The sequence below is a fragment of the Comamonas composti DSM 21721 genome, from assembly GCF_000429845.1.
In the GTDB taxonomy this organism is placed as follows: domain Bacteria; phylum Pseudomonadota; class Gammaproteobacteria; order Burkholderiales; family Burkholderiaceae_C; genus Comamonas; species Comamonas composti.
On the sequence record NZ_KE386971.1, the window covers coordinates 86,551 to 109,436 of the forward strand.

General features: G+C 64.2%; 22 protein-coding genes. 16 read left to right on the top strand and 6 right to left on the bottom strand.

Annotated features, from left to right (window positions below):
- Positions 1-27: 27 nt before the first annotated feature.
- Both G486_RS0117345 and xseB read right to left on the bottom strand, forming a co-directional pair.
- On the bottom strand, positions 28-948 hold the full coding sequence (locus G486_RS0117345; RefSeq protein WP_407059808.1) for a polyprenyl synthetase family protein: 921 nt from the start codon (positions 946-948) through the stop codon (positions 28-30).
- 20 nt (positions 949-968) lie between these two features.
- Positions 969-1,205 (bottom strand): exodeoxyribonuclease VII small subunit, encoded by a 237-nt coding sequence (gene xseB, locus G486_RS0117350; protein ID WP_027016659.1) that lies wholly within the window; start codon positions 1,203-1,205, stop codon positions 969-971.
- A 323-nt stretch (positions 1,206-1,528) separates the two neighbouring features.
- On the opposite strand from xseB, the gene G486_RS0117355 reads away from it, so the two are divergent.
- The 6 genes from G486_RS0117355 to G486_RS0117380 all read left to right on the top strand — a co-directional run bounded on the left by G486_RS0117355 (position 1,529) and on the right by G486_RS0117380 (position 6,750).
- On the top strand, positions 1,529-2,656 hold the full coding sequence (locus tag G486_RS0117355; protein WP_027016660.1) for an aromatic ring-hydroxylating oxygenase subunit alpha: 1,128 nt from the start codon (positions 1,529-1,531) through the stop codon (positions 2,654-2,656).
- Between the two features lie 337 nt (positions 2,657-2,993).
- Positions 2,994-3,887, top strand: a complete 894-nt coding sequence (locus G486_RS0117360) for a DMT family transporter (RefSeq protein ID WP_027016661.1) — start codon at positions 2,994-2,996, stop codon at positions 3,885-3,887.
- A 355-nt stretch (positions 3,888-4,242) separates the two neighbouring features.
- Positions 4,243-5,151: a sulfurtransferase gene (locus tag G486_RS0117365; RefSeq protein WP_027016662.1), complete on the top strand. Its 909-nt coding sequence runs from the start codon at positions 4,243-4,245 to the stop codon at positions 5,149-5,151.
- A 277-nt stretch (positions 5,152-5,428) separates the two neighbouring features.
- The gene (flhD, locus tag G486_RS0117370) at positions 5,429-5,755 is read left to right on the top strand and encodes a flagellar transcriptional regulator FlhD (protein WP_027016663.1); all 327 of its coding nucleotides are present in this window, start codon (positions 5,429-5,431) and stop codon (positions 5,753-5,755) included.
- A gap of 15 nt (positions 5,756-5,770) precedes the next feature.
- Positions 5,771-6,313, top strand: coding sequence for a flagellar transcriptional regulator FlhC (gene flhC / locus G486_RS0117375; protein WP_027016664.1), 543 nt, complete (start codon positions 5,771-5,773; stop codon positions 6,311-6,313).
- A gap of 8 nt (positions 6,314-6,321) precedes the next feature.
- Entirely contained in the window at positions 6,322-6,750 is a 429-nt protein-coding gene (locus G486_RS0117380) for a hypothetical protein (RefSeq protein ID WP_156920087.1), read from the top strand.
- 182 nt (positions 6,751-6,932) lie between these two features.
- Here the strand turns inward: G486_RS0117380 and ppc are convergent, their stop codons facing one another.
- A complete protein-coding gene (ppc, locus tag G486_RS0117385) occupies positions 6,933-9,779 on the bottom strand; it encodes a phosphoenolpyruvate carboxylase (protein ID WP_027016666.1) in 2,847 nt (948 codons plus the stop codon).
- 77 nt (positions 9,780-9,856) lie between these two features.
- Here ppc and hemC point away from each other — a divergent pair, with 77 nt between their 5' ends.
- From hemC to G486_RS0117425, 7 genes are all read left to right on the top strand, one after another.
- Complete coding sequence (gene hemC / locus G486_RS0117390) at positions 9,857-10,795, top strand: hydroxymethylbilane synthase (protein WP_027016667.1); 939 nt, start codon at positions 9,857-9,859, stop codon at positions 10,793-10,795.
- Positions 10,796-10,803: 8 nt separating this feature from the next.
- Positions 10,804-11,649: a uroporphyrinogen-III synthase gene (locus tag G486_RS0117395; protein WP_027016668.1), complete on the top strand. Its 846-nt coding sequence runs from the start codon at positions 10,804-10,806 to the stop codon at positions 11,647-11,649.
- The gene (locus G486_RS0117400; RefSeq protein ID WP_027016669.1) at positions 11,646-12,824 is read left to right on the top strand and encodes a uroporphyrinogen-III C-methyltransferase; all 1,179 of its coding nucleotides are present in this window, start codon (positions 11,646-11,648) and stop codon (positions 12,822-12,824) included. The genes G486_RS0117395 and G486_RS0117400 overlap by 4 nt, the downstream gene beginning before the upstream one ends.
- 15 nt (positions 12,825-12,839) lie before the next feature.
- A complete protein-coding gene (locus G486_RS0117405; protein ID WP_027016670.1) occupies positions 12,840-14,150 on the top strand; it encodes a heme biosynthesis HemY N-terminal domain-containing protein in 1,311 nt (436 codons plus the stop codon).
- 518 nt (positions 14,151-14,668) lie between these two features.
- A complete protein-coding gene (locus G486_RS0117415) occupies positions 14,669-15,256 on the top strand; it encodes a cytochrome b (protein WP_245587364.1) in 588 nt (195 codons plus the stop codon).
- 44 nt (positions 15,257-15,300) lie between these two features.
- Entirely contained in the window at positions 15,301-15,861 is a 561-nt protein-coding gene (locus G486_RS0117420) for a YceI family protein (RefSeq protein WP_027016672.1), read from the top strand.
- Positions 15,862-15,933: 72 nt separating this feature from the next.
- Positions 15,934-16,509 carry a YceI family protein gene (locus G486_RS0117425; RefSeq protein ID WP_027016673.1) on the top strand — a complete coding sequence of 192 codons (576 nt, stop codon included), beginning with the start codon at positions 15,934-15,936 and terminating at the stop codon, positions 16,507-16,509.
- A gap of 225 nt (positions 16,510-16,734) precedes the next feature.
- On the opposite strand, the gene G486_RS0117430 is transcribed toward G486_RS0117425, so the two are convergent.
- Positions 16,735-17,073: a DUF805 domain-containing protein gene (locus G486_RS0117430; protein WP_027016674.1), complete on the bottom strand. Its 339-nt coding sequence runs from the start codon at positions 17,071-17,073 to the stop codon at positions 16,735-16,737.
- 415 nt (positions 17,074-17,488) lie between these two features.
- A complete protein-coding gene (locus tag G486_RS0117435) occupies positions 17,489-17,737 on the bottom strand; it encodes a DUF1272 domain-containing protein (RefSeq protein WP_027016675.1) in 249 nt (82 codons plus the stop codon).
- A gap of 161 nt (positions 17,738-17,898) precedes the next feature.
- Between G486_RS0117435 and G486_RS0117440 the strand changes: the two genes are divergently transcribed.
- The 3 genes from G486_RS0117440 to galU all read left to right on the top strand — a co-directional run bounded on the left by G486_RS0117440 (position 17,899) and on the right by galU (position 22,570).
- A complete protein-coding gene (locus G486_RS0117440; protein ID WP_027016676.1) occupies positions 17,899-18,519 on the top strand; it encodes a VOC family protein in 621 nt (206 codons plus the stop codon).
- A 169-nt stretch (positions 18,520-18,688) separates the two neighbouring features.
- Entirely contained in the window at positions 18,689-21,601 is a 2,913-nt protein-coding gene (locus G486_RS0117445; protein ID WP_027016677.1) for a valine--tRNA ligase, read from the top strand.
- Positions 21,602-21,682: 81 nt separating this feature from the next.
- Positions 21,683-22,570 (top strand): UTP--glucose-1-phosphate uridylyltransferase GalU, encoded by an 888-nt coding sequence (gene galU, locus G486_RS0117450; RefSeq protein WP_027016678.1) that lies wholly within the window; start codon positions 21,683-21,685, stop codon positions 22,568-22,570.
- A gap of 84 nt (positions 22,571-22,654) precedes the next feature.
- Here galU and G486_RS0117455 read toward each other — a convergent pair whose 3' ends face one another.
- Complete coding sequence (locus tag G486_RS0117455) at positions 22,655-22,882, bottom strand: sulfurtransferase TusA family protein (protein ID WP_027016679.1); 228 nt, start codon at positions 22,880-22,882, stop codon at positions 22,655-22,657.
- Positions 22,883-22,886: the final 4 nt, after the last annotated feature.

Consider the following 22,886-nt stretch of genomic DNA (forward strand, 5'->3'; position numbering starts at 1 on the left):
AAAACCATGCGGCCCAGGCCGCGACTGTCAGTGGCTGCGGCGCACCACCATATCGGCCAGGGCCGCCAGGGCCCGGGTGTCGGGCAACCCGCTGGCCTGCAGAGCCTCGTGGGCCTGAGCGCAAAGCTCGTCGGCATGGGCGCGTGCCCTGTCCAGTCCCAGCAGGGAGACATAGGTGGGCTTGTCATTCGCCGCATCCTTGCCCGCCGTCTTGCCCAGCGTGGCCGAATCTGCCACCACATCGAGAATATCGTCCACGACCTGGAAGGCCACGCCCAAAACCTGTCCGTAGCTGGACAGGGCCTGCCAGGCCTTGGGCGCCACGGCCTCGTTGCAGGCCGCGCCCATGAGCACGCTGGCCTGCAGCAGGGCGCCGGTCTTGAGGCGGTGCATTTCGCGCAACTGGGCCTCGCCCAGTTGCAGGCCTACGCTGGCCAGGTCGATGGCCTGGCCGCCAGCCATGCCATGGGCCCCGGCCGCACGGCCCAGCAGCCGGCACAGCCGGGCCTGCAGGCTGGCCGTCATCAAAGGCTCTTGCGCGGCATCGGGCACCAGCAGCTCGAAGGCCAGGGCCTGCAACGCATCGCCGGCGAGCAGGGCCGCAGCCTCGCCAAAGCCCACATGCACCGTGGGCTTGCCACGGCGCAGCACATCGTTGTCCATGCAGGGCATGTCGTCATGCACCAGGGAATAGGCATGGATGAGCTCCACGGCGCAGCCTGCGCGCAGGGCCGCAGGCTCCAGGCCGCCCACGGCCTCGGCCGCAGCCCAGACCAGCAAGGGGCGCAGACGCTTGCCACCATCAAGCACGGCATAGCGCATGGCCTCGCCCAGACCTGCGGGCGCATCCACGCCCACCCAGAGGGACAAGGCCTGCTCCGTGCGCTCCAGGCGCTGTTGCATCCAGGCCTGGGAATCCAGCGCTGGCAGACTCGTCACTGCGCTCATCACGGCACTCATTGCTAGCTTCACTCCTGATTCCAGGGAGCCAGCGCCCCCTCGTCCAATACTTTGACCTGATCCTGCACCGCGTCGAGCTTGCTCCGGCAGTAGTTGAGCAGCAGGGCTGCACGCTGGTAGCCGGCCAGCATCTGCTCCAGCGGCAACTGGCCCGACTCTACGCTGGCAATCAACTGCTCCAGCTCCTGCAGCGCGGCTTCATAACTGGAGGGCTCGGCAGAAGCCTTGGGGGCGGCACGTGGCATGAGCAAAAAGTGCGTTGTGGCAAAGCGACGATTTTAGGCCGTGCTCCGGATCGGTGCAGCCAACATGCAGGCCCGGCGTCCAGGGCCTTTCGCTGGCGCAGGGGGTCAAAGTCCTCAATACACGTAGCAAACTCCCGGAAATAACCCCACCACCTATAATCCCATTCCCGTCTAACCGGCCCTGATTGGTCTTATGGCCCGGCCTCCGGCAATGTGCAGTCCTGCATTCCGCGATGCCCCATGTTCCAGCAAGGCCGGTTTTGTTTTCCCATCCTGTGCGCACGCGCACCCTCCCTGTGGGGAGTCTTTAGGTCAGGTCATCCATGACTGATTTAAGTCTTCAACTGCAGCAGGCCGCAAGCCAACTACCAGTTTCCAGCTACTTCGACCAGGCGCTGTTCCAGCGCGAGTTGGAGAGCATCTTCAAACCCGGCCCACGCTATGTCGGCCATGCGCTGGCCGTCCCCGAGATCGGCGACTACCATGCCCTGCCCCAGGAGCAGGAGGGCCGGGCGCTGGTGCGCAACGCCAGGGGCCAGATAGAGCTGATCTCCAACGTCTGCCGCCACCGCCAGGCCATCATGCTCAGGGGCCGGGGCAATCTGCTGACCGAGGGCAAGGGCCATGCGGGCGGCAACATCGTCTGCCCCCTGCACCGCTGGACCTACAGCACCAGCGGCGAGCTGCTGGGCGCGCCCCACTTCAGCCACGATCCCTGCCTGAACCTCAACAACTACGGGCTGCGCGAATGGAACGGCCTGCTGTTCGAGGACAACGGCCGCGACATAGAGGCCGATCTTGCAGGCATGAAGCTGCGCGAGCAGCTGAGCTTCGACGGCTTTGTGCTCAGCCATGTGGAGATGCACGAGTGCAACTACAACTGGAAGACCTTCATCGAGGTCTATCTGGAGGACTACCACGTGGGCCCGTTCCACCCGGGCCTGGGCAACTTCGTGACCTGCGACGATCTGGAGTGGGAGTTCGCCAAGGAGTATTCGGTGCAGACCGTGGGCGTGGCGCCCAGCTTCGGCCAGCCCGGCTCCGACATCTACAGGAAGTGGCACGAGGTGCTGCTGCAATACCGCAATGGCGAGCTGCCCGAGCGCGGCGCGATCTGGCTGACCTACTACCCGCACATCATGGTGGAGTGGTATCCCCATGTGCTCACGGTCTCCACGCTGCACCCGCTGGCCGTGGACAAGACGCTCAACGTGGTGGAGTTCTACTATCCCGAGGAGATTGCGGCCTTCGAGCCCGAGTTCGTCGAGGCCCAGAAGGCCGCCTATATGGAGACCTGCATCGAGGACGACGAGATTGCCGAGCGCATGGACGCAGGCCGCAAGGCCTTGTTCATGCGCGGCGACAACGAGGTCGGCCCCTACCAGAGCCCCATGGAAGACGGCATGCAGCATTTTCATGAATGGTATCGAGGGAGGATGTCCTCCCCCTGAGGCGCCTTTGGCGCCTTCCCCCCAGGGGGCGGCAGCCTCGCTGCGGGGCGGCCCTTGCTCGCTGCCCCTGGGGCCGCGCCGGTTTCAAACGCTGTGCACGAAGCAGCAAGGGTTCCGAATTTCTGCCAGAGCGGGCTTGAGAAGCGCAGCGGACGCTCGACCTCCCCCACAACGCCAAGACAGCCCCTCAGGCCAGGCGCCTGGCCTGCAGACAGTACTTTGGTACGGCAAGGGCTAGCAACAACGCATGAGGGGCTGTTATTGGCGTCTCAGCACGATTGACTCACCAACCTCACAGCTTGGCACTCCCACGCCCCAAGCAAAAAACCAATTGAATATGCAAGCCCTGTGGATGGTGGCCGCGGCCTTTGTTTTCGCGCTCATGAGCGTGTGCGTGAAATTTGCTTCCCAGGACTTCAATGCTGCGGAGATCGTCTTCTACCGCGGCTTTGTGAGCATGCTGGCGCTGTGGTGGCTTGCACGCCGCCAGGGCGTGAGCCTGCGGACCGACTATCCGGGCCAGCATGCTTGGCGCAGCTTTGTGGGCGTGATCTCCATGAGCGCCTGGTTCTTCGCCATCGGCCATCTGCCTCTGGCAACGGCAGCCACCCTCAACTCCATGAGCAGCATCTGGCTGGCGGCCTTTCTGGTCGTCAAAGGCCTGTGGCTGCGCCAGCAGATGCGCAAAAACGGGGGTCGGCTGCCGCCCTTTGCCTGGGCCCTGGTGGCCACGGTGGTCACGGGCTTTGCGGGCGTGGTGCTGGTGCTGCGCCCCGAGGCCGCGCCCCAGCAATGGCTGGCCAGCGCCGTGGGGCTATTTGGCGGCATCTTCGCAGCCATGGCCTATCTGCAGGTGGTGACGCTGTCGCGCATGGGTGAGCCCGAGGCGCGCGTGGTGTTTTATTTCGCGCTGGGCTCGTCCGTGGTGGGCGGATTCACCATGCTGGCCACGGGAGCCGTCTCCCCCTGGCCCGGCTGGAGCGCGCTGTGGCTGCTGCCCACGGGCCTGCTGGCGGCCGTGGCGCAGATCTGCTTGACTGCGGCCTACGCCTCGGCCAGCAACAGCCGCAACACCCTGGTCGTGGCCAATCTCCAGTATTCGGGCATTGTGTTCTCTGCCCTGCTCAGCCTGGTGCTGTTCGGCGAGCGCGTACCCCTGATCGGCTGGGCGGGAATTGCGCTCATCGTGGGCAGCGCCGTGCTGGCCACGGCCTTGCGTTCACGTTCCTGAGATCGTGAACACGTTCTGAGAACGTGTTTACGATCTCCTCGGTGCCGCGCCAGTGTCTGTGCGGGATGGGATGCAAGGCGCGACACCGCAGCAATAGCCGTGCTATTGCGAGGATTCGCAACGCTGCAGACCGCCCGCAAAGGCACTGGCCCGAAGGGTTGGAGCGAAATCGGGCTATTTTCTAGCGCTAAAGCTTGCTTGCACCCCGGTGCAAGCTGCGCCCCATCGCTTTGAACTCATCCCGATTGCGCTCCAACGCGGCAGCGTAGAGATCGTGAACACGTTCTGAGCGCGGCAAGACGACCCGCAAGGCTGCACGCATAATTCATGGATCTTTGTCAGAAAGAGTCAAGCCATGAACAGCGCCAGCAGCTTTTTTGAAACCCTGATTTCCGTGGAGCAACTGGCTCGCTTGCAGGCAGGCGGCCAGCCGCTCATGGTGTTCGACTGCAGCTTCGACCTCGCCCAGCCTCAGGCCGGGCGCGAGCAGTATCTCCAGGCCCATATTCCAGGCGCCGTCTTCGCCGATCTGGAGCAGAACCTCAGCGCCAAACACGGCGCTCCCGGCGCGCACGGCACGGTGCTCAGCAGCAGCCAGGCCGCATCGGGCGGGCGCCACCCCCTGCCCAGCCGCGAGCACTTTGCGGCCTGGCTGTCCAGCACAGGCTTTGACAACGGCATGCAGGCCGTGGTCTATGACCGCAACGGTGCCAACTACTGCGCCCGCCTGTGGTGGATGCTGCAGTGGGCGGGCCACGCACATGTGGCCGTGCTCGATGGCGGCCTGCAGGCCTGGCAGGCCGCAGGCCAGCCCCTGGCCCAGGGCGAGGAGAGCACGCATTTCGCAAGCAACTTCGAGCTCGGCCAGCCGCTGCAGCAACTGGTGAGCGCAGCCCAGGTGCTGGAGGATCTGGGCCGGCCCGCGCAGACCGTCATCGATGCACGTGCACCGGCGCGCTACCGCGGCGAGGTCGAGCCGCTGGACCCCGTGGCCGGCCATATCCCCGGAGCCCTGAACCGCCCGTTCAGCGAAAACATCGCGCTGGACGGCCGCTTCAAGCCTGCGGCCCTGCTGCGCGCGGAGTTCGAGCAACTGCTGGCCGAACGCGCCCCCGCCAGCGTGGTCCACCAGTGCGGCAGCGGCGTCAGCGCCCTGCCCAATCTGCTGGCCATGCGCATTGCAGGCCTGCCCGCCACGCGCCTGTTCGCGGGCAGCTGGAGCGAGTGGTGCAGCGATCCGAAGAGGCCCGTGGAGCGCGGCTAGTTTCCCCCATGGCGCGGACATGGCCCGCGCCACAATGGCAGGCATTGCGACCTTGGACCTGGCCCGTGGCAGCCCTGGTTTTTTTCGCATTGCCCTGCAGGCTTGTAGGCCGAGCCCTACAAGAGCGGCTGCACAACCAGACATGGCGCGCAGCCCAAGCCTGACTACAGTTCTTTGGCCGGCTCCAACAAAATCCTCCTCAACACATCGCAACAAGTTCAACACCTTGTCTATGTCAGAAGTTGCGACTGACAGAACTTGCCAACAGGAGGGCCCTATGAACAACGAACAAATTCTTGCCGAGATACGTGAAACCAATCTCACGTACTTGATGCTGGCCCAGACCCTGATCCGCGAGGACCGGGCCGAGGCCGTGTTCCGTCTGGGCCTGAACCAGGAATCCTGCGATCTTCTGGCCGCTCTGTCTTCGGCCCAGGTGCTCAAGCTCGCAGCGCGCAACACCCTTTTGGCCAGCTTTCGCGTGAACGATGAAATGGTCTGGAGCCTGCTGACCAACCACAGCAGCAACAAGGTCGGCAACAGCGCCACCAATACGCTGCACGCCAACATCCTGATGGCCAGCCACATCACCGAAGTCCTCTGAAGCCAGGAGCCGCCCATGTCGACCCCGCCCAAAAGCGTACTCAACGAATCCCGGCAGATCGAACGTGCCGCCCTGCTGATTGCCATGGGCGCGCGCATGCAGGTGCTGGAATCCGAGACCACGCTGTCCTACGAGCGCCTGATCCGCCTGTACAAGGAGATCGCGGGCAAGTCCCCGTCCAAGGGCCAGTTGCCGTTTTCCACCGACTGGTTTCTGACCTGGCAGGAAAACATCCACAGCTCGCTGTTCCTCAACATCTACGAGTACCTGTCCAAGGGCGCCGAGCTCGACTTTGTCGATCACCTGACCCGGGCCTACAGGCTTTATACCGAGCAGATCCAGACGGCCGAGCTGGATGCGCTGCTGTCCTTTACCCGCGCCTGGCGCCTGGTGAAGTTCGTCGATGCGCAGATGCTCACGCGCACGCCCTGCTCGGCCTGCAAGGGGCAGTTCGTGACCGAGCCCTACGAAAACGGGCGCCATTACCTGTGCGGGCTTTGCAATCCTCCCGCGCGCGCCGGCAAGAGCAAGAGCTCGGGTTCGCTGATGCTGCACTGAACAGGGACATGAGAGCTTCCGAGATAACCGCCCTGATCACAGACAGCGCCTCAAATCAGACCAATCCTCAACTGTTCGCTCAGTTGCACTCGCTGCTGAGCGAGCACAGCCAGCCCCAGGTCGCACTGGGGCTGCTCAAGGTTTTCACACATGGCTCCCCCCCGCCGACGGGCTCCGATGCCCAGAGGCTGGCGGGCCGCCTGCTTCTCACGCTGCAGCCCCAGGCCAAGCTCGACCTGGGCTCGGTGCTGCGCGCCTGCCTGCCTCGCTACGAGCCCAGCGTGAAACAGTTGCCCTATTACCTGGGCCAGATGTTCGGCACCGAGCAGGTCCTGCGCGAGCTGCGCAGGCTCGCCCACGAGCCGCTGGCCGAGTCCGAGCGCCGCGCCATGGAGACCATGCAGGGCTGGCTGCATCTGCCCCAGGACCCGGGCTGATCTGCGCACCGTCGCCTCCACGAAAGCGCAAATACAGATACAAAAAAGAGAGCTGCTAGCGCTCTCCCCATCTAGATCTCAGCATTGAAAGCATCTGAAAGCCGGATACAGCGTGCGCTAGCAGCTCTCTTTTTGAAGAGCCGGCATGGGCCGGCATCAAGAACGTAAACACGTTCTAAAGCTCAGCCGGTATTTCTCACCCCGGCCGCAATCCCGTTGATGGACAGGTGGATGCCGTTCTTCACCCGGTCATCGGTCTGGCCCGCGCGCCAGCGCCGCACCAGCTCCACCTGCAGGTGGTTCAGCGGATCGATGTAGGGGAAGCGGTGGCGTATGGAGCGCGCCAGCGCCGAGTTGTGGGCCAGGCGCTCCTTGTCCCCGGTGATCTGCACCAGCGCATCCACCGTGCTCTGCCACTCAAGCTCGATGGCGCTGAAGATGCGCCGGCGCAGCCGCGTGTCGGCCACCAGCTCGCTGTAGCGCGAGGCCAGGTTCAGATCGCTCTTGGCCAGCACCATGTCCATGTTGGACAGCAGCGCGCGAAAGAACGGCCACTGCTTGTACATGCGCTGCAGCAGCGCCCACTGGGTCTTGGCGTCCTTGCCGGGCTGCTCGACAAAGGCCTTCACGGCCGCGCCAAAGCCGTACCAGCCGGGCAGCGTGAGCCGGCACTGGCCCCAGCTGAATCCCCAGGGGATGGCGCGCAGGTCCTCGATCTTCTGGCTGGGCTTGCGCGAGGCCGGGCGCGAGCCGATGTTGAGCTCGGCGATCTCGCGTATCGGCGTGCTGCTGAAAAAGTAACTGGTAAAGCCCGGCGTCTCGTAGACCAGGTGGCGGTAGGCGTCCATGCTGGCCTGGGACAGAAAGGCCGCCGCATCGAGAAAGGCGCGGCTCGCGGCCTTGGTGGGCTGCAGCAGCGTGGCCTCCAGCGTGGCCGCGACCAGGGTTTCGAGGTTGCGCCGACCGATCTCGGGATTCGCGTACTTGGAGGCGATGACCTCGCCCTGCTCGGTCAGCCGGATCTGACCGCGCACCGTGCCCGGGGGCTGGGCCAGGATGGCCTGGTAGCTGGGGCCGCCGCCACGGCCCACGGTGCCGCCGCGGCCGTGGAACATGCGCAGGCGTATGCCATGGCTGTCGGCCAGCTCGTCGAACAGCTCCACCAGCGCAATCTCGGCGCGGTACAGCTCCCAATTGCTGGTGAAGATGCCGCCGTCCTTGTTGCTGTCGCTGTAGCCGAGCATGATGTCCTGCTCGCCGCCGCTGCGCTGGACCATGGCGGCCACGCCGGGCAGCGCATAGTAGCGGCGCATGATGGCGGCCGCGCCGCGCAGGTCCTCGATGGTCTCGAACAGCGGCACAACGATGACGTCGCCGAACGCATCCTCGTCCAGCGTGCCGCGCAGCAGACCGGTCTCCTTTTGCAGCAGCAGCACTTCGAGCAGATCGCTGACCGACTCGGTATGGCTGATGATGCAATGGCGTATGGCCTGGGCGCCCAGGGTCTCGCGCAGGCGCTTGGCAGCCTCGAAGATGGCCAGCTCGCCCTGGCTGTGGGCCGAGTATTCGGCGCCCACCACGCGCAGCGGGCGCGCATCCTCGAGCAGGCGGATCAGCAGCGTGCACTTGGCGTCTTCCGGCAGCGCGCTGTAGGCGGGCTCGATGCGGGCCTTGGCCAGCAGTTCGGCCACGACCTCCTCGTGCTTGTCCGAGCTCTGGCGCAGATCCACCGTCGCCAGGTGAAAGCCGAACACCTGCACGGCGCGCATCAGCGGGCGCAGGCGCTGCGCAGCCAGGGCCTGGCCGTGGTTGCCGCTGAGCGAGGCGTCGATGATCTTCAGATCGGCAAGGAACTCCTGGGCCGAGGCATAGGCGTTCTGCGGCGCCACCGCATGGCGCGCGGCCTCCCCGCCCGTGAGGCCCTTGAGCGTGGCCGCCAGGCGCGCATAGACGCCGGTCAGCGCACGGCGGTAGGGCTCGTCGGCGCGGTGCTCGCTGACATCGGGCGAGCGCTGGGCCAGCTCCTGCATCTCGGGCGAGATGTCGGCCAGGCGCAGCGACAGCGACAGCTCGCCGCCCAGGTAATGCACTTCACGCAGATAGTGGCGCAGCGCCACTTCGGCCTGGCGCGACAGCGCCAGATCCAGGCTCGCGGCCGTGACGTTGGGGTTGCCGTCGCGGTCGCCGCCAATCCAGTGCCCCATGCGCAGAAAGCTGTGGATGGGCGGCGTATTGCCCAGCTCCTGCTCCAGGTGCGCATAGAGCTTGGGAATCTCGCGCAGAAACGTGGCCTCGTAGTAGGACAGCGCGTTCTCGATCTCGTCGGCCACGGTGAGCTTGGAGTAGCGCAGCAGCCGCGTCTGCCACAGCTGGCTCACCAGCGCGCGCAGCTGCTCCTCGTTGCGCGCGAGCTCGCGCGGCGTGAGCGCATCCTTGGCGCTGTTGTAGAGCTGGGCGCGCACCTCGATGTCCTCGCGCGCGGCCAGCAGCTGGGAGATCTCGCGCTCGGCCACCAGAATGCTCTGGCGCTGCACTTCCGTGGGGTGGGCCGTGAGCACGGGCGAGACATAGCTTTGCGCCAGCGTCTGGGCCACGGCGCCTGCCGAGATGCCGGCCCAGCGCAGGCGCGCCAGCGCCACCTCGATGCTGCCTTCCTGGGTATTGCCCGCACGCTCGTGCACCGCGCGGCGGCGTATGTGGTGCCGGTCCTCGGCCAGGTTTGCGAGATGGCTGAAGTAGGTGAAGGCGCGGATCACGCTCACCGTCTGGTCGGCCGTCAGCCCCTTGAGCAGACGCTTGAGCGTCTTGTCCGCCGACTCGTCGGCATCGCGCCGGAAACTCACCGACAACTGGCGCACCTGTTCGATCAAATCGAACGCGGCCACGCCCTCCTGCTCGCGAATCACGTCGCCCAGAATGCGGCCCAGAAGACGGATGTCCTCTATCAGCGGCTGATCCTTGTCGACTCGGCGCACGGTTTTCTCATCTCGCACAGCTGGCGCGCTGCTCTTGCGGGAGGGGGATGCCATCAATGTGTCTCCTGAGTGTCAGTTATGGGTTACTGCGGCGCAGCATGCTAGCATCCCTTGTTCCCCCAAGGTCAGAGATGAACACAGAATCCAGCTCCCCCACCTCCCTTGTCATCGCCACGCGCGAGAGCCAGCTGGCCCTGTGGCAGGCACGGCATGTTCAAGCCTTGTTACAAGAACGCGGCCATGCGGTCGAATTGCTGGGCATGACCACACGCGGCGACCAGATACTGGACCGCACCCTCTCCAAGGTCGGCGGCAAGGGCTTGTTCGTCAAGGAGCTCGAAGTGGCCCTCGAAGAAGGCCGCGCCCATATCGCCGTGCACTCTCTCAAGGACGTGCCCATGGAGCTGCCCCAGGGCTTTGCGCTGGCCTGCGTGATGCAGCGCGAAGACCCGCGCGACGCCTTTGTCTCCCCGCGCTACGCAAGCCTTGACGAGCTCCCCCAGGGCGCCGTGGTCGGCACCTCCAGCCTGCGCCGCCAGGCCCTGCTGCAGGCGCTGCGCCCCGATCTCAGGATAGAGCCGCTGCGCGGCAATGTGAACACCCGCCTGCGCAAGCTCGACGAAGGCCAGTACGACGCCATCGTGCTCGCCGCCGCCGGCCTCATGCGCCTGGAGCTGGGCGATCGCATACGCATGAAGTTCGAGCCCGAGCAGATGCTGCCCGCCGCAGGCCAGGGCGCTCTGGGCATCGAAATCCTGGCCGCGCGCCAGGACCTCGTGGCCGCGCTCGCCCCCCTGGCCGACCAGGCCACCTGGCTCACGGTCACGGCCGAGCGCACGGTCAGCCGCTGCATGGGCGGCAGCTGCTCCATGCCCTTGGCCGCCCATGGACGCTTCAACGGCCCAGTGCTGCAGCTCGATGCCGCCTGGGGCGACCCCGAAGGCAAACTGCCCCTGGTACGCGTACAGGCGCGCGCCGAAGTGCGCGACTTCGACAGCGCCAACGCCCTGGGCGAGCATGTGGCCGCGCTGCTGCAGGCTGCAGGTGCCAAGCCTGCGGACAAGCCATAACAGCCGTCATGCCCGCCTGCGTTCTGATCACCCGCCCGGCACATGACGCCAGCGGCTGGGTGCAGACGCTGCAGGACCATGCGCTGGACGCACAGGCCCTGCCGCTCATGGCCATAGGCCCCTGCAACAGCGCAGCCGCTCACCAGGCCCTGCAAGCTGCGCACCGCACGGCGGGCGCCGGCGGCTATCGCGCCATCATGTTCGTGAGTGGCAATGCGGTACAACATTTTTTCCAGAAAAATCGACCTGAAGCGCTTGCTGGACAAGCGCTTTTAGCTCCTGAAACAAGAGCATGGACACCAGGCCCGGGCACGGCCAAGGCCTTGCTGTCCCTGGGGCTGAGCCCCGAGCGCATCGACGGCCCGGCGGCCGATGCGCATCAGTTCGAGTCCGAAACCCTGTGGCAGCAGGTACATGCACAGATACGCCCTGGCGACCGCGTCCTCATCGTGCGCGGCGACAGCCCTGGCAACTTCTACGGCCCCGGACAGGCAGCCGAGACGCCTGCGCCCACGGCCGGCGCCGGCCGCGACTGGCTGGCCGCCAGGCTGCGCGAGGCCGGCGCCCAGGTCGAGCTGCTGGCTGTCTATCAGCGCCAGTTGCCGATCTGGAATGCAGAGCAGCGGCGGCTGGCACAGCAGGCTGCAGGCCGCCGCTTTTTGTGGTTATTCAGCAGCTCGGAAGCTGTTGCTAATCTGCAGCAGTTACTGCCCGGCCAGGACTGGAGCCGGGCTCAGGCCCTGACCACGCATGAACGCATTGCCCGGCGCGCCACACAGGCAGGCTTCGGGCTGGTGGGGCTATGCCGGCCTGCGGTGCAGGATGTGATCGCGTCTATAAAATCCCGGGCATGAGTTCAGACCCCACGCAAGAAAGCTCGACCCCGCCGCCTGCGCCAGCCAGCAGCGCCACAGCAGCTCATGCCTCATCCGCAGCCTTTGCGGCAGGCTCGGCCCAGGATGCGCAGGCCCTGCCCGTGCCAACGGGTGCGGGCAAGGGGCTGGTGCTGGGCCTGGGCTTGCTGACGCTGGCCGCACTCCTTGCCAGCGGCCTCATGTGGCAGCGCCTGGGCAATATCCAGGAGCAGCTCGCGCGCCAGTCGGCCCAGACGGGATCGCAGTCGGTCGAGGCCCGCACCCTGGCCAGAGACGCCCAGGACCTGGCACGCGACAGCGCAGCCCGCACCTCGGTGATGGAAGCGCGCCTGTCCGAGCTCACGCTGCAGCGCAGCCAGCTCGAAGAGCTCATGCACAGCATGTCGCGCTCGCGCGACGAGAACCTGGTCTCCGATATCGACTCCTCGATTCGCCTGGCCCGCCAGCAGGCCGAACTCTCGGGCAGCACCCAGCCCCTGGTCGCCGTGCTCACGAATGCGCGCCAGCGCGTGGAGCGCGCAGCCCAGCCGCGCCTGGCACCCGTGCTGCGCGCCATCAACCACGATCTGGACCTGCTGGCCCGCATGAGCGTCACGGACACGGCCGGCCTGCTGGTGCGCATAGAAGAGCTGGTGCGCCAGATCGACGAGTTGCCCCTGCTCAACGCCGTGGCCCAGCCGCGCGCACGCCGCCATGCGGCAACGGCCGGCCGCGCAGGCCCGGCCATGACGCCGCGCACTGCGGCGCCCGACAACGATGACGCCAGCTTTACCCAGTGGCGCTGGTGGCAGGCCTGGGCCGAGCGCGGCTGGGCGGCGGTGCGTGAGGAAACCCAGGACCTGGTGCGCGTCAGCCGCATTGACCAGCCCGACGCCATCCTGCTGAGCCCCGACCAAAGCTATTTCCTGCGCGAGAACCTCAAGCTCAAGCTGCTCAATGCACGCCTGGCCCTGCTCTCCCGTCAATGGGAGGCTGCACGCGCCGACCTGGCCGCCAGCAGCATTGCCGTGCAGAAGTACTTCGATCCCGCATCCAGGCGCACCCAGACCCTGCAGGCCCAGATGCAGCAGATACTGACCCATCTGCACCCCTCGGAGCAGCCTGCACTCAACGAGACCCTGTCAGCCCTGGCCACGGCCGCAGCTGGCCGCTAAGCCAGAGGACCACCCATGCGCGCAGCACTGTGGCTCATAGGATTGTTTGCAGCGGCCGTGGCCGTTGCCCTGTTCGCGGGCTCCAACCAGGGCTCGATCACCTTGTTCTGGCCGCCCTACCGGCTGGACTTCTCGCTGAATTTCGCGCTGCTGCTCATGGCCCTGGCCTTTGGCCTGCTCTACGGCGCCCTTCGCACCCTCTCGACCCTGCTGCAAATGCCGCGCCTGGCGCGCAGCTGGCGCAATCTGCAGCAAGAGCGTGCCATGCACAACGGCCTGCTCGAAGCCCTGTCCCACCTGCAGGCCGGACGCTTTCTGCGCGCGCGCAAGTCAGCTCTCATGGCGCTGACCATGGAGGCCGCCCAGGGCGATGCCAAGATCAGCCCCATCCACCGCGCACGCCTGCGCGCCATGGCCCACATGGTGGCCGCCGATGCCTCGCACGCGCTGCAGGACCACTCGCAACGCGACACACATTGGGACCGGGTCATGGCCGATGCGCCCGCGCATGGCAGCACCCAGGCCAAGGAAATGCGCGAAGGCGCGCAAATGCGTGCCGCACGCTGGGCGCTTGACGATCGCGATGCGCCCGAGGCCTTGCGCCGCCTGGGCGAGCTGCCCCAGGGTGCGGGCCGGCGCACGATTGCACTGCGCATACGCCTGAAGGCCTCGCGCCTGGCCGGCCAGGCCGCCACGGCCCTGGACACGGCGCGCCTGCTGGCCAAGCATCGCGCCTTTTCGCCCGCAGCTTCGGCCAGCGTGGTGCGCGGCCTGGTGCTGGAAAACATCCAGGAGGCACGCGATACCTCCGAGCTGCAGCAGTTCTGGCTGTCACTGGACAGCGAAGAGCGCGCCATGCCCGAGATCGCACTGCCCGCCGCCTCGCGCCTCATGGCCCTGGGCGGAGAAGCCGGCCAGGCCCGCTCCTGGCTGCTACCTGTCTGGGAACAATTGCTGGTGCACGACGGGCTGCGCGGACAAGCCCATCTGCCGCGCCTGATCCAGGTACTGGAGAACTGCCTGGACGGCCTGGACAGCGCCTGGCTCGCACGTATCGAGACCGCCTGCAACACCCAACCCCAGGAGCCACGCCTGCAATACCTGGCCGGCATGGCCTGCGTGCAGCGCCAGCTCTGGGGCAAGGCCCAGCAACTGCTGTTGCGCAGCGCCCCACGCCTGCAGGAGAGCGACTTGCGCACCCGCGCCTGGCAGCGCCTGGCCTTGATGGCCGAGCACCGCAGCGACACCGACGCCGCAGCCGCAGCCTGGAAAAATGCCGCCCAGGCCGTGGCTGTGCTGCCTGCCAATCCCTCGTTCAAGAACTGAGCATCTGCTCACGATCTCTACGCTTGCGCAGCGTCGGGAAGATCGTGAGCATTTTTCAAGACCTGCATCCCGCCATGCCCATACGCTGCAGACTCTTCATCTTTTTTGAATCAAGCAGTCAATCTGGCTGAACTTTTTGGGTTTTTCAGCTCCTTAAACTGCAGTCATGCTGCAGTGCAAGGTGTTCGGACACCATGCCGCAGCTCCTAGAACGTGTTTACGATCTCCTCGGTGCCGCGCCAGTGTCTGTGCGGGATGGGATACAAGGCGCGATACCGCAGCAATAGCCGTGCTATTGCGAGGATTCGCAACGCTGTAGACCGCCCGCAAAGGCACTGGCCCGAAGGGTTGGAGCGAAATCGGGCGATTTCTTCGCGCTGTGGCTTGCTTGCACCTCGGTGCAAGCTGCGGCCCATCGACTCGAACTCATCCCGATTGCGCTCCAACGCGGCAGCGTAGAGATCGTAAACACGTTCTTATCACCTCAGACCTGTTCTGAATTCAAGAGTTTTGCATTCATGTCCTCAACCCATGTTTCCGCCCACATGGCCGCTGCCAGCCCGGCCCGGCGCTACACAGGCACGGCCATGGCCGCCCACTGGCTGCTGGCCATCGGCCTGCTGTCGGCGATCGGCCTTGGCTGGTACATGACCGGCCTGCCGTTCTCGCCTGCCCGCCTCAAGCTCTACAACTGGCACAAGTGGCTGGGTGTGAGCCTGCTCGCGCTGAGCCTGCTGCGCCTGCTGTGGCGCCTGGGACACAAGCCTCCGCCGCTGCCTGCAAAAATCTCCGAGGCCATGCCTGCATGGCAGCGCCTGGCCCATCACGCCACCCAGCATGCAATGTATCTGCTGTTCTTTGCCGTCCCCCTGCTGGGCTGGGCCTACAGCTCGGCAGCAGGTTTTCCCATCGTCTTTCTGGGACAGATTCCCCTGCCCGACTTTGTCAGCCCCAGCGCCGAGCTCGCCGAAGCCATCAAGCCCTGGCACGGGGCCAGCGCCTGGGCTTTGACCGCACTCATCGCCGTGCATGTGGGAGCCGCGCTCAAGCACCAGTTTCTGGATCGCGACGGCCTGATCTCGCGCATGCTGCCCGGACGCGGCTGAACCCGCCTCTTCTTTTCCCCTGTTCATTTCACAAGGAGTTCGCCATGCGTTTTTCCTCGACCCTGGGCGGCCTGGCCCTGGCCTTGCTGGCCAGCCAGAGCGCTTTTGCCGCACAGCAACTGGTCCCTGCCCAAAGCTCGGTGAGCTTTACCGCCAAGCAAATGGGCGTGCCCCTGCAAGGTCATTTCAAGAAGTTCGACGCCCAGATCCAGTTCGACACCGCCAAGCCCGAGGCCAGCAAGATCCGCTTCACCGTGGACACGGGCAGCGCCACCATGGGCTCCAAGGAGACCGATGCCGAACTGCCCAAGGCAGACTGGTTCAACGTGGCCAAATTCCCCCAGGCCAGCTTTGACTCCACCAGCGTCAAGGCCCTGGGCAACGGCAAATACCAGGTCGAAGGCAAGCTCACCATCAAGGGCCAGAGCCAGAGCATTGCACTGCCGGTCCAGTTGACCCAGGCCGCTGCGACAACCACGGCCACGGGCACGCTGCCTCTCAAGCGCCTGCAATTCAAGATCGGTGACGGCGACTGGTCCGACACCTCGATGGTCGCCGATGAGGTGCAGGTGCAGTTCAAGCTCACGATGACCGGGGTCAAGTGATCCTCTGATTCAATAGCGCCATTCGCACTGGCGGCTTCCATTTTTTGTGCAATCCCATCAAGGAGTTTTTTCATGCGCATTTCCGTGTTTGCCCTGGCCGTTGCCGGCCTGTTCGCCACCGCCGCCCAGGCTGCTCCCGCAAGCTATGCCCTGGACCCCACGCATACCTTCGTGACCTTCGAGATCGACCACATGGGCGCCTCGACCAACCGCGTGCGCTTCGACAAGAAGAGCGGCAGCGTGGAGTTCGACAGGGCAGCCAAGACCGGCAAGGTCGAGGTGGTTCTCGAGATGGACTCGCTGAACTCGGGCACAGCCACCTTCGACAAGCACCTCAAGAGCGCCGACATCTTCAACACCGCCAAGTTCCCCCAGGCCAGGTTCGTCTCCGACAAGTTCGTGTTCGACGGTGACAAGCTCAAGGAAGTCACAGGCCAGCTGACCATCCTCGACAAGACCCAGCCCGTGACCATCAAGGCCAACAAGTTCACCTGCTACCCCAATCCCATGCTGCAAAAGCGCGAGACCTGCGGCGGCGACTTCGAGGCCGTGATCGACCGCAGCGCCTTTGGCGTGAACTATGGCCTGGACTATGGCTTTCCCAAGCAGGTCCGACTCGTGATGAGCATCGAGGCCGTGAAACAGTAAGACAGCACACCCTCAACGCCCAAAAAAGCCCTGGCCTTTTGAAAAGGCCAGGGCTTTTTTGCATGCTCAGCGTGCCTGCATCCATCGGCGCTTGCGAACCGCAGGCTTGAGAGGCAGGCCAGAGCCTGCCTGATCACCAGGGCCGGGCCGCTCTGCGGCAATCTTCAGGGATTCCTCTTTATTCTTCTGGAACCCATTTACCCCAAAAACCCCGGAAATTCTTTCTCAAATACTTTTGGGATCATCTCCATATTTATTGCTGCCTTTTGTTCCACCAATAAAATACACCAAAATCGCGCCATAAACAGGAGCCAAAATCCACCAGCCGTTATGATTCACATCATGCGCACGACGCACGGTTATTGCCAGCTGAGGGACAAGAGTCAATACAAAATAGGCCACCATGGCGATGATGGCTTCAAATTCCCCCATAAAGAAATAAACGCCATAAGCGATTACCATCATCACCAGCATGCTTATCAGCTGGAACATCCAGTATTCCTTGCGCCTCGCCCTTCCCTTGAAGTTTGCGTAATTCTTCAAGGCATTAAGATAATGTTTCATATATTCCCTCTCGAAGTTTGATCTCTATTATTCAGCAGAAAAATAAAGCGGCATGATACTTGATCTCTCTTCAAATCAGGAACAGACAGAATGTCAAATATAGGCATCAGATCCGGCATGGAGAATTACTAACATTCTTCATTGCTATTTCAATGCCCGAAAAGACATAAGCCAGAAGCCTCTGTATAACGATTTCATGCCCTGGCTTGAATATTTCAAAAAATTTACAAACGCCCCCTCAAACCGATGCAGATCGCGCCGCGCAAGCTCTTCTCGCGTGGATGGCTCCCAATCGAACACTTGCACTCAAAGAGCGCCAGGCCGGCAGCGGCATGTCCACTTCGCGTGCGCCGTGCCCTGGCACGCAGTCGGCCAGCCTCCCTTGCCCTGAAGGACCGGCCCCGCCAAGGGCCCATCACCCGGGGCTGGCGCAACCCTGCGCCTTGCGCACCCTTTGCACCGATGCCGGGAACTTCGCCAGTTTGCCATCGGGGCGCCGGGGCCGGGCCACCAGTTCGCCGCCGCAGTTCGGGCAGATGCCCTGGAGCACGGTCTCTGCGCAGTCCGCGCAGAAGGTGCATTCGAAACTGCAGATGCGCGCCTCGGCCGACGCAGCAGGCAGGTCCTTGTCGCAGCACTCGCAGTTCGGTCTCAGTTCCAGCATGGACGCCCCTCCGGTAGAAGAAAGCCACAGCCTAGCAGTTCGCCCGCGTGGACCGGCCCTGTCCACCAGGCCTCGGGCATATCCCTAGTCGCACGACCAAGTTTCATTTAGGTTAATTTATTATGAATAGTAGAATTAGCACGCCAGCCAAGGAGACACCGATGAATGCCACCGCCCGTCCCGACCTGTCCACGCTCCCGCCGCCTGCGGCCGTGCAGCAGTTGCACCACTACGCCTACAAGGCGCGCGATGCCGAGGAAACGCGGCACTTCTACGAGGACATACTGGGCCTGCCGCTCTACCACATCATCCAGAGCGACTACGTGCCTTCCACGGGCGAGTACTGCCCCTACACCCATTTCTTCTTTCGTCTGCGCGACGGCAGCTTCATCGCCTTCTTCGACATAGGCGACGACGAGAAGGCCCTGCCCTCGCCCAACACCCCGCTGTGGATCAACCACATCGCGTTCCGCGTGGACACGGTGCAGGAGCTGGAGAACACCAAGGCCCGCCTGCAAGCCCATGGCGTGGAGGTGCTGGGCGTGACCGACCACCACATCTTCAAGAGCATTTATTTCTTCGACCCCAACGGCATACGCCTGGAGCTGTCGGCCCAACTGGCCGACGAGGTGCAGATGGCGCGCGAGAGCCAGACCGCCCATGCACGCCTGGCCGAGTGGACGGCACGCAAACAGCAGTGGCGCCAGGAGCGCACCGAGGGCAGAAGCAGCACCCCACTCAAGCCCCAGAGCAATGACAGACCCGAGTTCGTGCCGGACTGACTGGCCCGTCACTCGTCCCACCTGAGCCTGTGTGCATCAGGGCCGCTGCGCGCGAGACAGGGACAGGGTGGCTAAAATCGGTGGCAATCCGTCATTTATTCGTTAATACATGCAAGACGGCATCCCTTGACCGGATGCCGTTTTCATTTGTCCCACGACGCCACAAGCCATGAGCGACTCCATTGCACAGCCGGGCCTCAACAGCCTTTCCAAATCGTTTGAACCCGCCGCCATAGAAGCCCAATGGGGCCCGGAATGGGAAAAGCGCGGCTACGGCAATGCCGGCTACCGTGGCACGGGCCAACCCGGCGCCGAAGCCGTGGCTGCAGGCCAGAACTTCGCCATCCAGCTGCCGCCGCCCAATGTGACCGGCACGCTGCACATGGGCCATGCCTTCAACCAGACCATCATGGACTCCCTCACGCGCTACCACCGCATGAAGGGCTTCAACACGGCCTGGATTCCCGGCACCGACCATGCCGGCATTGCCACGCAAATCGTGGTCGAGCGCCAGCTGCAAACCCAGGGCGTGAGCCGCTACGACCTGGGCCGTGACGCCTTCGCCCAAAAAGTCTGGGAGTGGAAGGAGCAGTCCGGCAACACCATCACCACGCAGATGCGCCGCATGGGCGATACCGTGGACTGGAGCCGCGAGTACTTCACCATGGACCCCAATCTGTCCCAGGTGGTGACCGACACCTTTGTGAAGCTGTATGAGCAAGGCCTGATCTACCGCGGCAAGCGCCTGGTGAACTGGGACCCGGTGCTGCAGTCCGCCGTGTCCGACCTGGAAGTGGAAAACCAGGAAAAAGACGGCTCGCTGTGGCATATCGCCTACCCGCTCACCAGCGGTGAAGGCCAGTTGGTGGTGGCCACCACCCGCCCCGAAACCATGCTGGGCGACGTGGCCGTGATGGTCCACCCTGAAGACGAGCGCTACCAGCACCTGATCGGCCAGACCGTGACCCTGCCGCTGGTGGGCCGCGAGATCCCCATCATTGCCGATGACTATGTGGACCGTGCGTTCGGCACCGGCGTGGTCAAGGTCACGCCCGCGCACGACAACAACGACTACCAGGTCGGCCAGCGCCACAAGCTGCCCATGATTTGCGTGCTGACGCTGACCGCCAAGATCAACGACGAGGCGCCCGAGAAATACCGCGGCATGGACCGCTTTGTGGCGCGCAAGGCCATCGTGGCCGATCTGGAAGAAGCCGGCCTGCTGGTGGAAACCAAGAAGCACAAGCTGATGGTGCCCATCTGCGACCGCACCGGTCAGGTGATCGAGCCCATGCTGACGGACCAGTGGTTTATCGCCATGAACCAGGTGGCCAAGCCCGGCACGGGCGACGCCACGGGCAAGTCCATCGCCCAAAAAGCCATCGATGCTGTGGACTCCGGCGCCGTGAAGTTTGTGCCCGAGAACTGGGTCAACACCTACAACCAGTGGATGAACAACATCCAGGACTGGTGCATCTCGCGCCAGCTGTGGTGGGGCCACCAGATTCCCGCCTGGTATGACGAAGACGGCAAGGTTTACGTGGCCAAGAACGAGGCCGAAGCCCAGGCACAAGCCCCCGGCAAGACGCTGACCCGCGACCCCGACGTGCTGGACACCTGGTACTCCTCGGCCATGGTGCCCTTCTCCACCATGGGCTGGCCTCACCAGACCGATGCGGCGGACGACAACTACAACCTCTACCTGCCTTCTTCGGTGCTGGTCACGGGTTACGACATCATCTTCTTCTGGGTCGCCCGGATGATCATGATGACCACCCACTTCACCGGCCGCGTGCCCTTCACCCATGTCTATATGCATGGCCTGGTGCGCGACGCCCAGGGCAAGAAGATGAGCAAGTCCGAAGGCAATGTGCTGGACCCGGTGGACTTGATTGATGGCATCGCCCTGGAGCCCCTGCTGGACAAGCGCACCCAAGGCCTGCGCAAGCCAGAGACCGCCCCCCAGGTGCGCAAGAACACGCAAAAGGAATTCCCCGAAGGCATTCCCGCCTACGGCGCCGATGCGCTGCGCTTCACCTTTGCAGCCCTGGCCTCGCTGGGCCGCTCCATCAACTTCGACAGCAAGCGCTGCGAGGGCTATCGCAACTTCTGCAACAAGCTCTGGAACGCCAGCCGCTTCGTGCTCATGAACTGCGAGGGCCAGGACTGCGGCCTGCTGCCGCACACCAGGGAGCAGTGCCAGGCCGGCGGCGAGTTCGAGAACTACATGCACTTCAGCCAGGCTGACCGCTGGATTGCCTCGCAACTCGAAAAAGTCTCGGCCGAAGTCGCCAAGGGCTTTGCCGAGTTCCGCCTGGACAACGTGGCCAACACGATTTACGACTTTGTCTGGAACGAGTTCTGCGACTGGTATCTGGAAATCGCCAAGGTGCAGATCCAGACCGGCAATGAAGCCGAGCAACGCGCCACGCGCCGCACGCTGATCCGCACGCTGGAAGCCATCCTGCGCCTGGCCCACCCCATCATCCCGTTCGTGACCGAGGAGCTGTGGCAAAAGGTCGCGCCCGTGGCCGGGCTGCAGGGCGAGTCGGTTGCCGTCGCCGTCTATCCCGAGGCCCGCCCCGAAAAGATCGACGAAGCCGCCATCGCCTACGTGGGCCGCATCAAGCAGATGGTCGACACCTGCCGCACGCTGCGCGGCGAGATGGGCGTCTCCCCGGCCCAGCGTCTGCCGCTGCTGGCCGTGGCAGGCAACGCAGCCGATGCCCAGTTTCTGCGTGCGAATGCCGCCGTGCTGCAGAACCTGGCCAAGCTCAGCGAGGTCAAGGTGTTCGACGACGAGGCCGCCTGGAGCCAGGCCGCACAGGCCGCGCCCGTGGCCGTGCTCGGCGATGCGCGCCTGGCCCTGTTCGTGGAAGTCGATGTGGTGGCCGAAAAGGCCCGCCTGTCCAAGGAAGCCCTGCGCCTGGAAACCGAGATCAAGAAGGCCCAGGCCAAGCTCGGCAACGAGGCCTTTGTGGCCAAGGCTCCGCCTGCCGTGATCGAGCAGGAGCAAAAGCGCGTGGCCGACTTCGGCGTCACGCTGGCCCGCATCCAGGAACAGCTGCAGCGGCTAAAGTAAATCTTTGTAAAATAAAAGCTTTGACCTGTAAGGGCACGGGATCCCGTGCCTTTTTTCCATGTATCCCAAAAAGGTATGCAGATGAGCAACCAGACGCGCGTTCGCAAGGCCGTGTTTCCCGTGGCCGGACTTGGCACACGCTTTTTGCCGGCCACCAAGGCCTCGCCCAAGGAAATGCTTCCCGTGGTGGACAAGCCGCTGATCCAGTACGCCGTGGAAGAAGCCTATGAGGCCGGCATACGCGACATGGTGTTTGTCACCGGCCGCAGCAAGCGCGCCATCGAGGATCATTTCGACACCGCCTACGAGCTGGAGAACGAGCTGGAGAACGCAGGCAAGCAGGCCATGCTGGAGCTGGTGCGCAGCATCAGCCCGGCCGACATGAACTGCCTGTTCGTGCGCCAGCCGCGCTCGCTGGGCCTGGGCCATGCGGTACTGTGCGCCGAACCGCTGGTGGGCAACGAGCCGTTTGCGGTCATCCTGGCCGACGACCTGATGCGGGGCGACAACGGCGGCCCGGGCGTGATGGCGCAGATGACGGCAGCCTTCCAGAAGCAGGGCCGCTCCCTGCTGGCCGTGCAGGAGGTACCGCTGGAGCACACCAAGCGCTACGGCATCGTCAAGGGCGAGCCTGCAGGCGCCTCGCTGATGCGCATAGAGCAGATCGTGGAAAAGCCTGCGCCGGAAGCCGCTCCCTCGCGCATGGGCGTGGCCGGCCGCTATGTGCTCACGCCCGCGATCTTCGACGAGATCCGCAAGCAGCCCAAGGGCGTGGGCGGAGAGATACAGCTCACCGATGCCATCGAGCGCCTGATGGCCAGCGAAGCCATCTACGCCTACCAATACCAGGGTAAGCGCTATGACTGCGGCAGCAAGGAAGGCTTTCTGCAAGCCACGGTGGAGCTGGCCCTGCAGCACGCCGAAGTCGGCGCCCCGTTCCGTGAATACCTCAAAAATCTGAGCTTGTAGCGCTTGTCCCTTATGGGTTTCAAATAGAAAAGGCCTGGAAATCCAGGCCTTTCTTGCGCTAGCAGCTCATATTTTTGCAGCGCCTCAGCGGCGACGCAAGATGTGGATGAATTCGGCCCCCAGGGTCTGCTGCTCGACCAGCTCATTGCCGGTTTGCTTGGCAAAGGCCTGGAAGTCGCGCAGCGAGCCCGTGTCCGTGGCCACGACCTTGAGCAGCTGGCCGCTTTGCAGCTCGGCCAGCGCCTTCTTGGCCTTGAGAATGGGCAGCGGACAGTTCAGGCCGCGCGTATCGATTTCCTTGTCAACGTCCATAGCT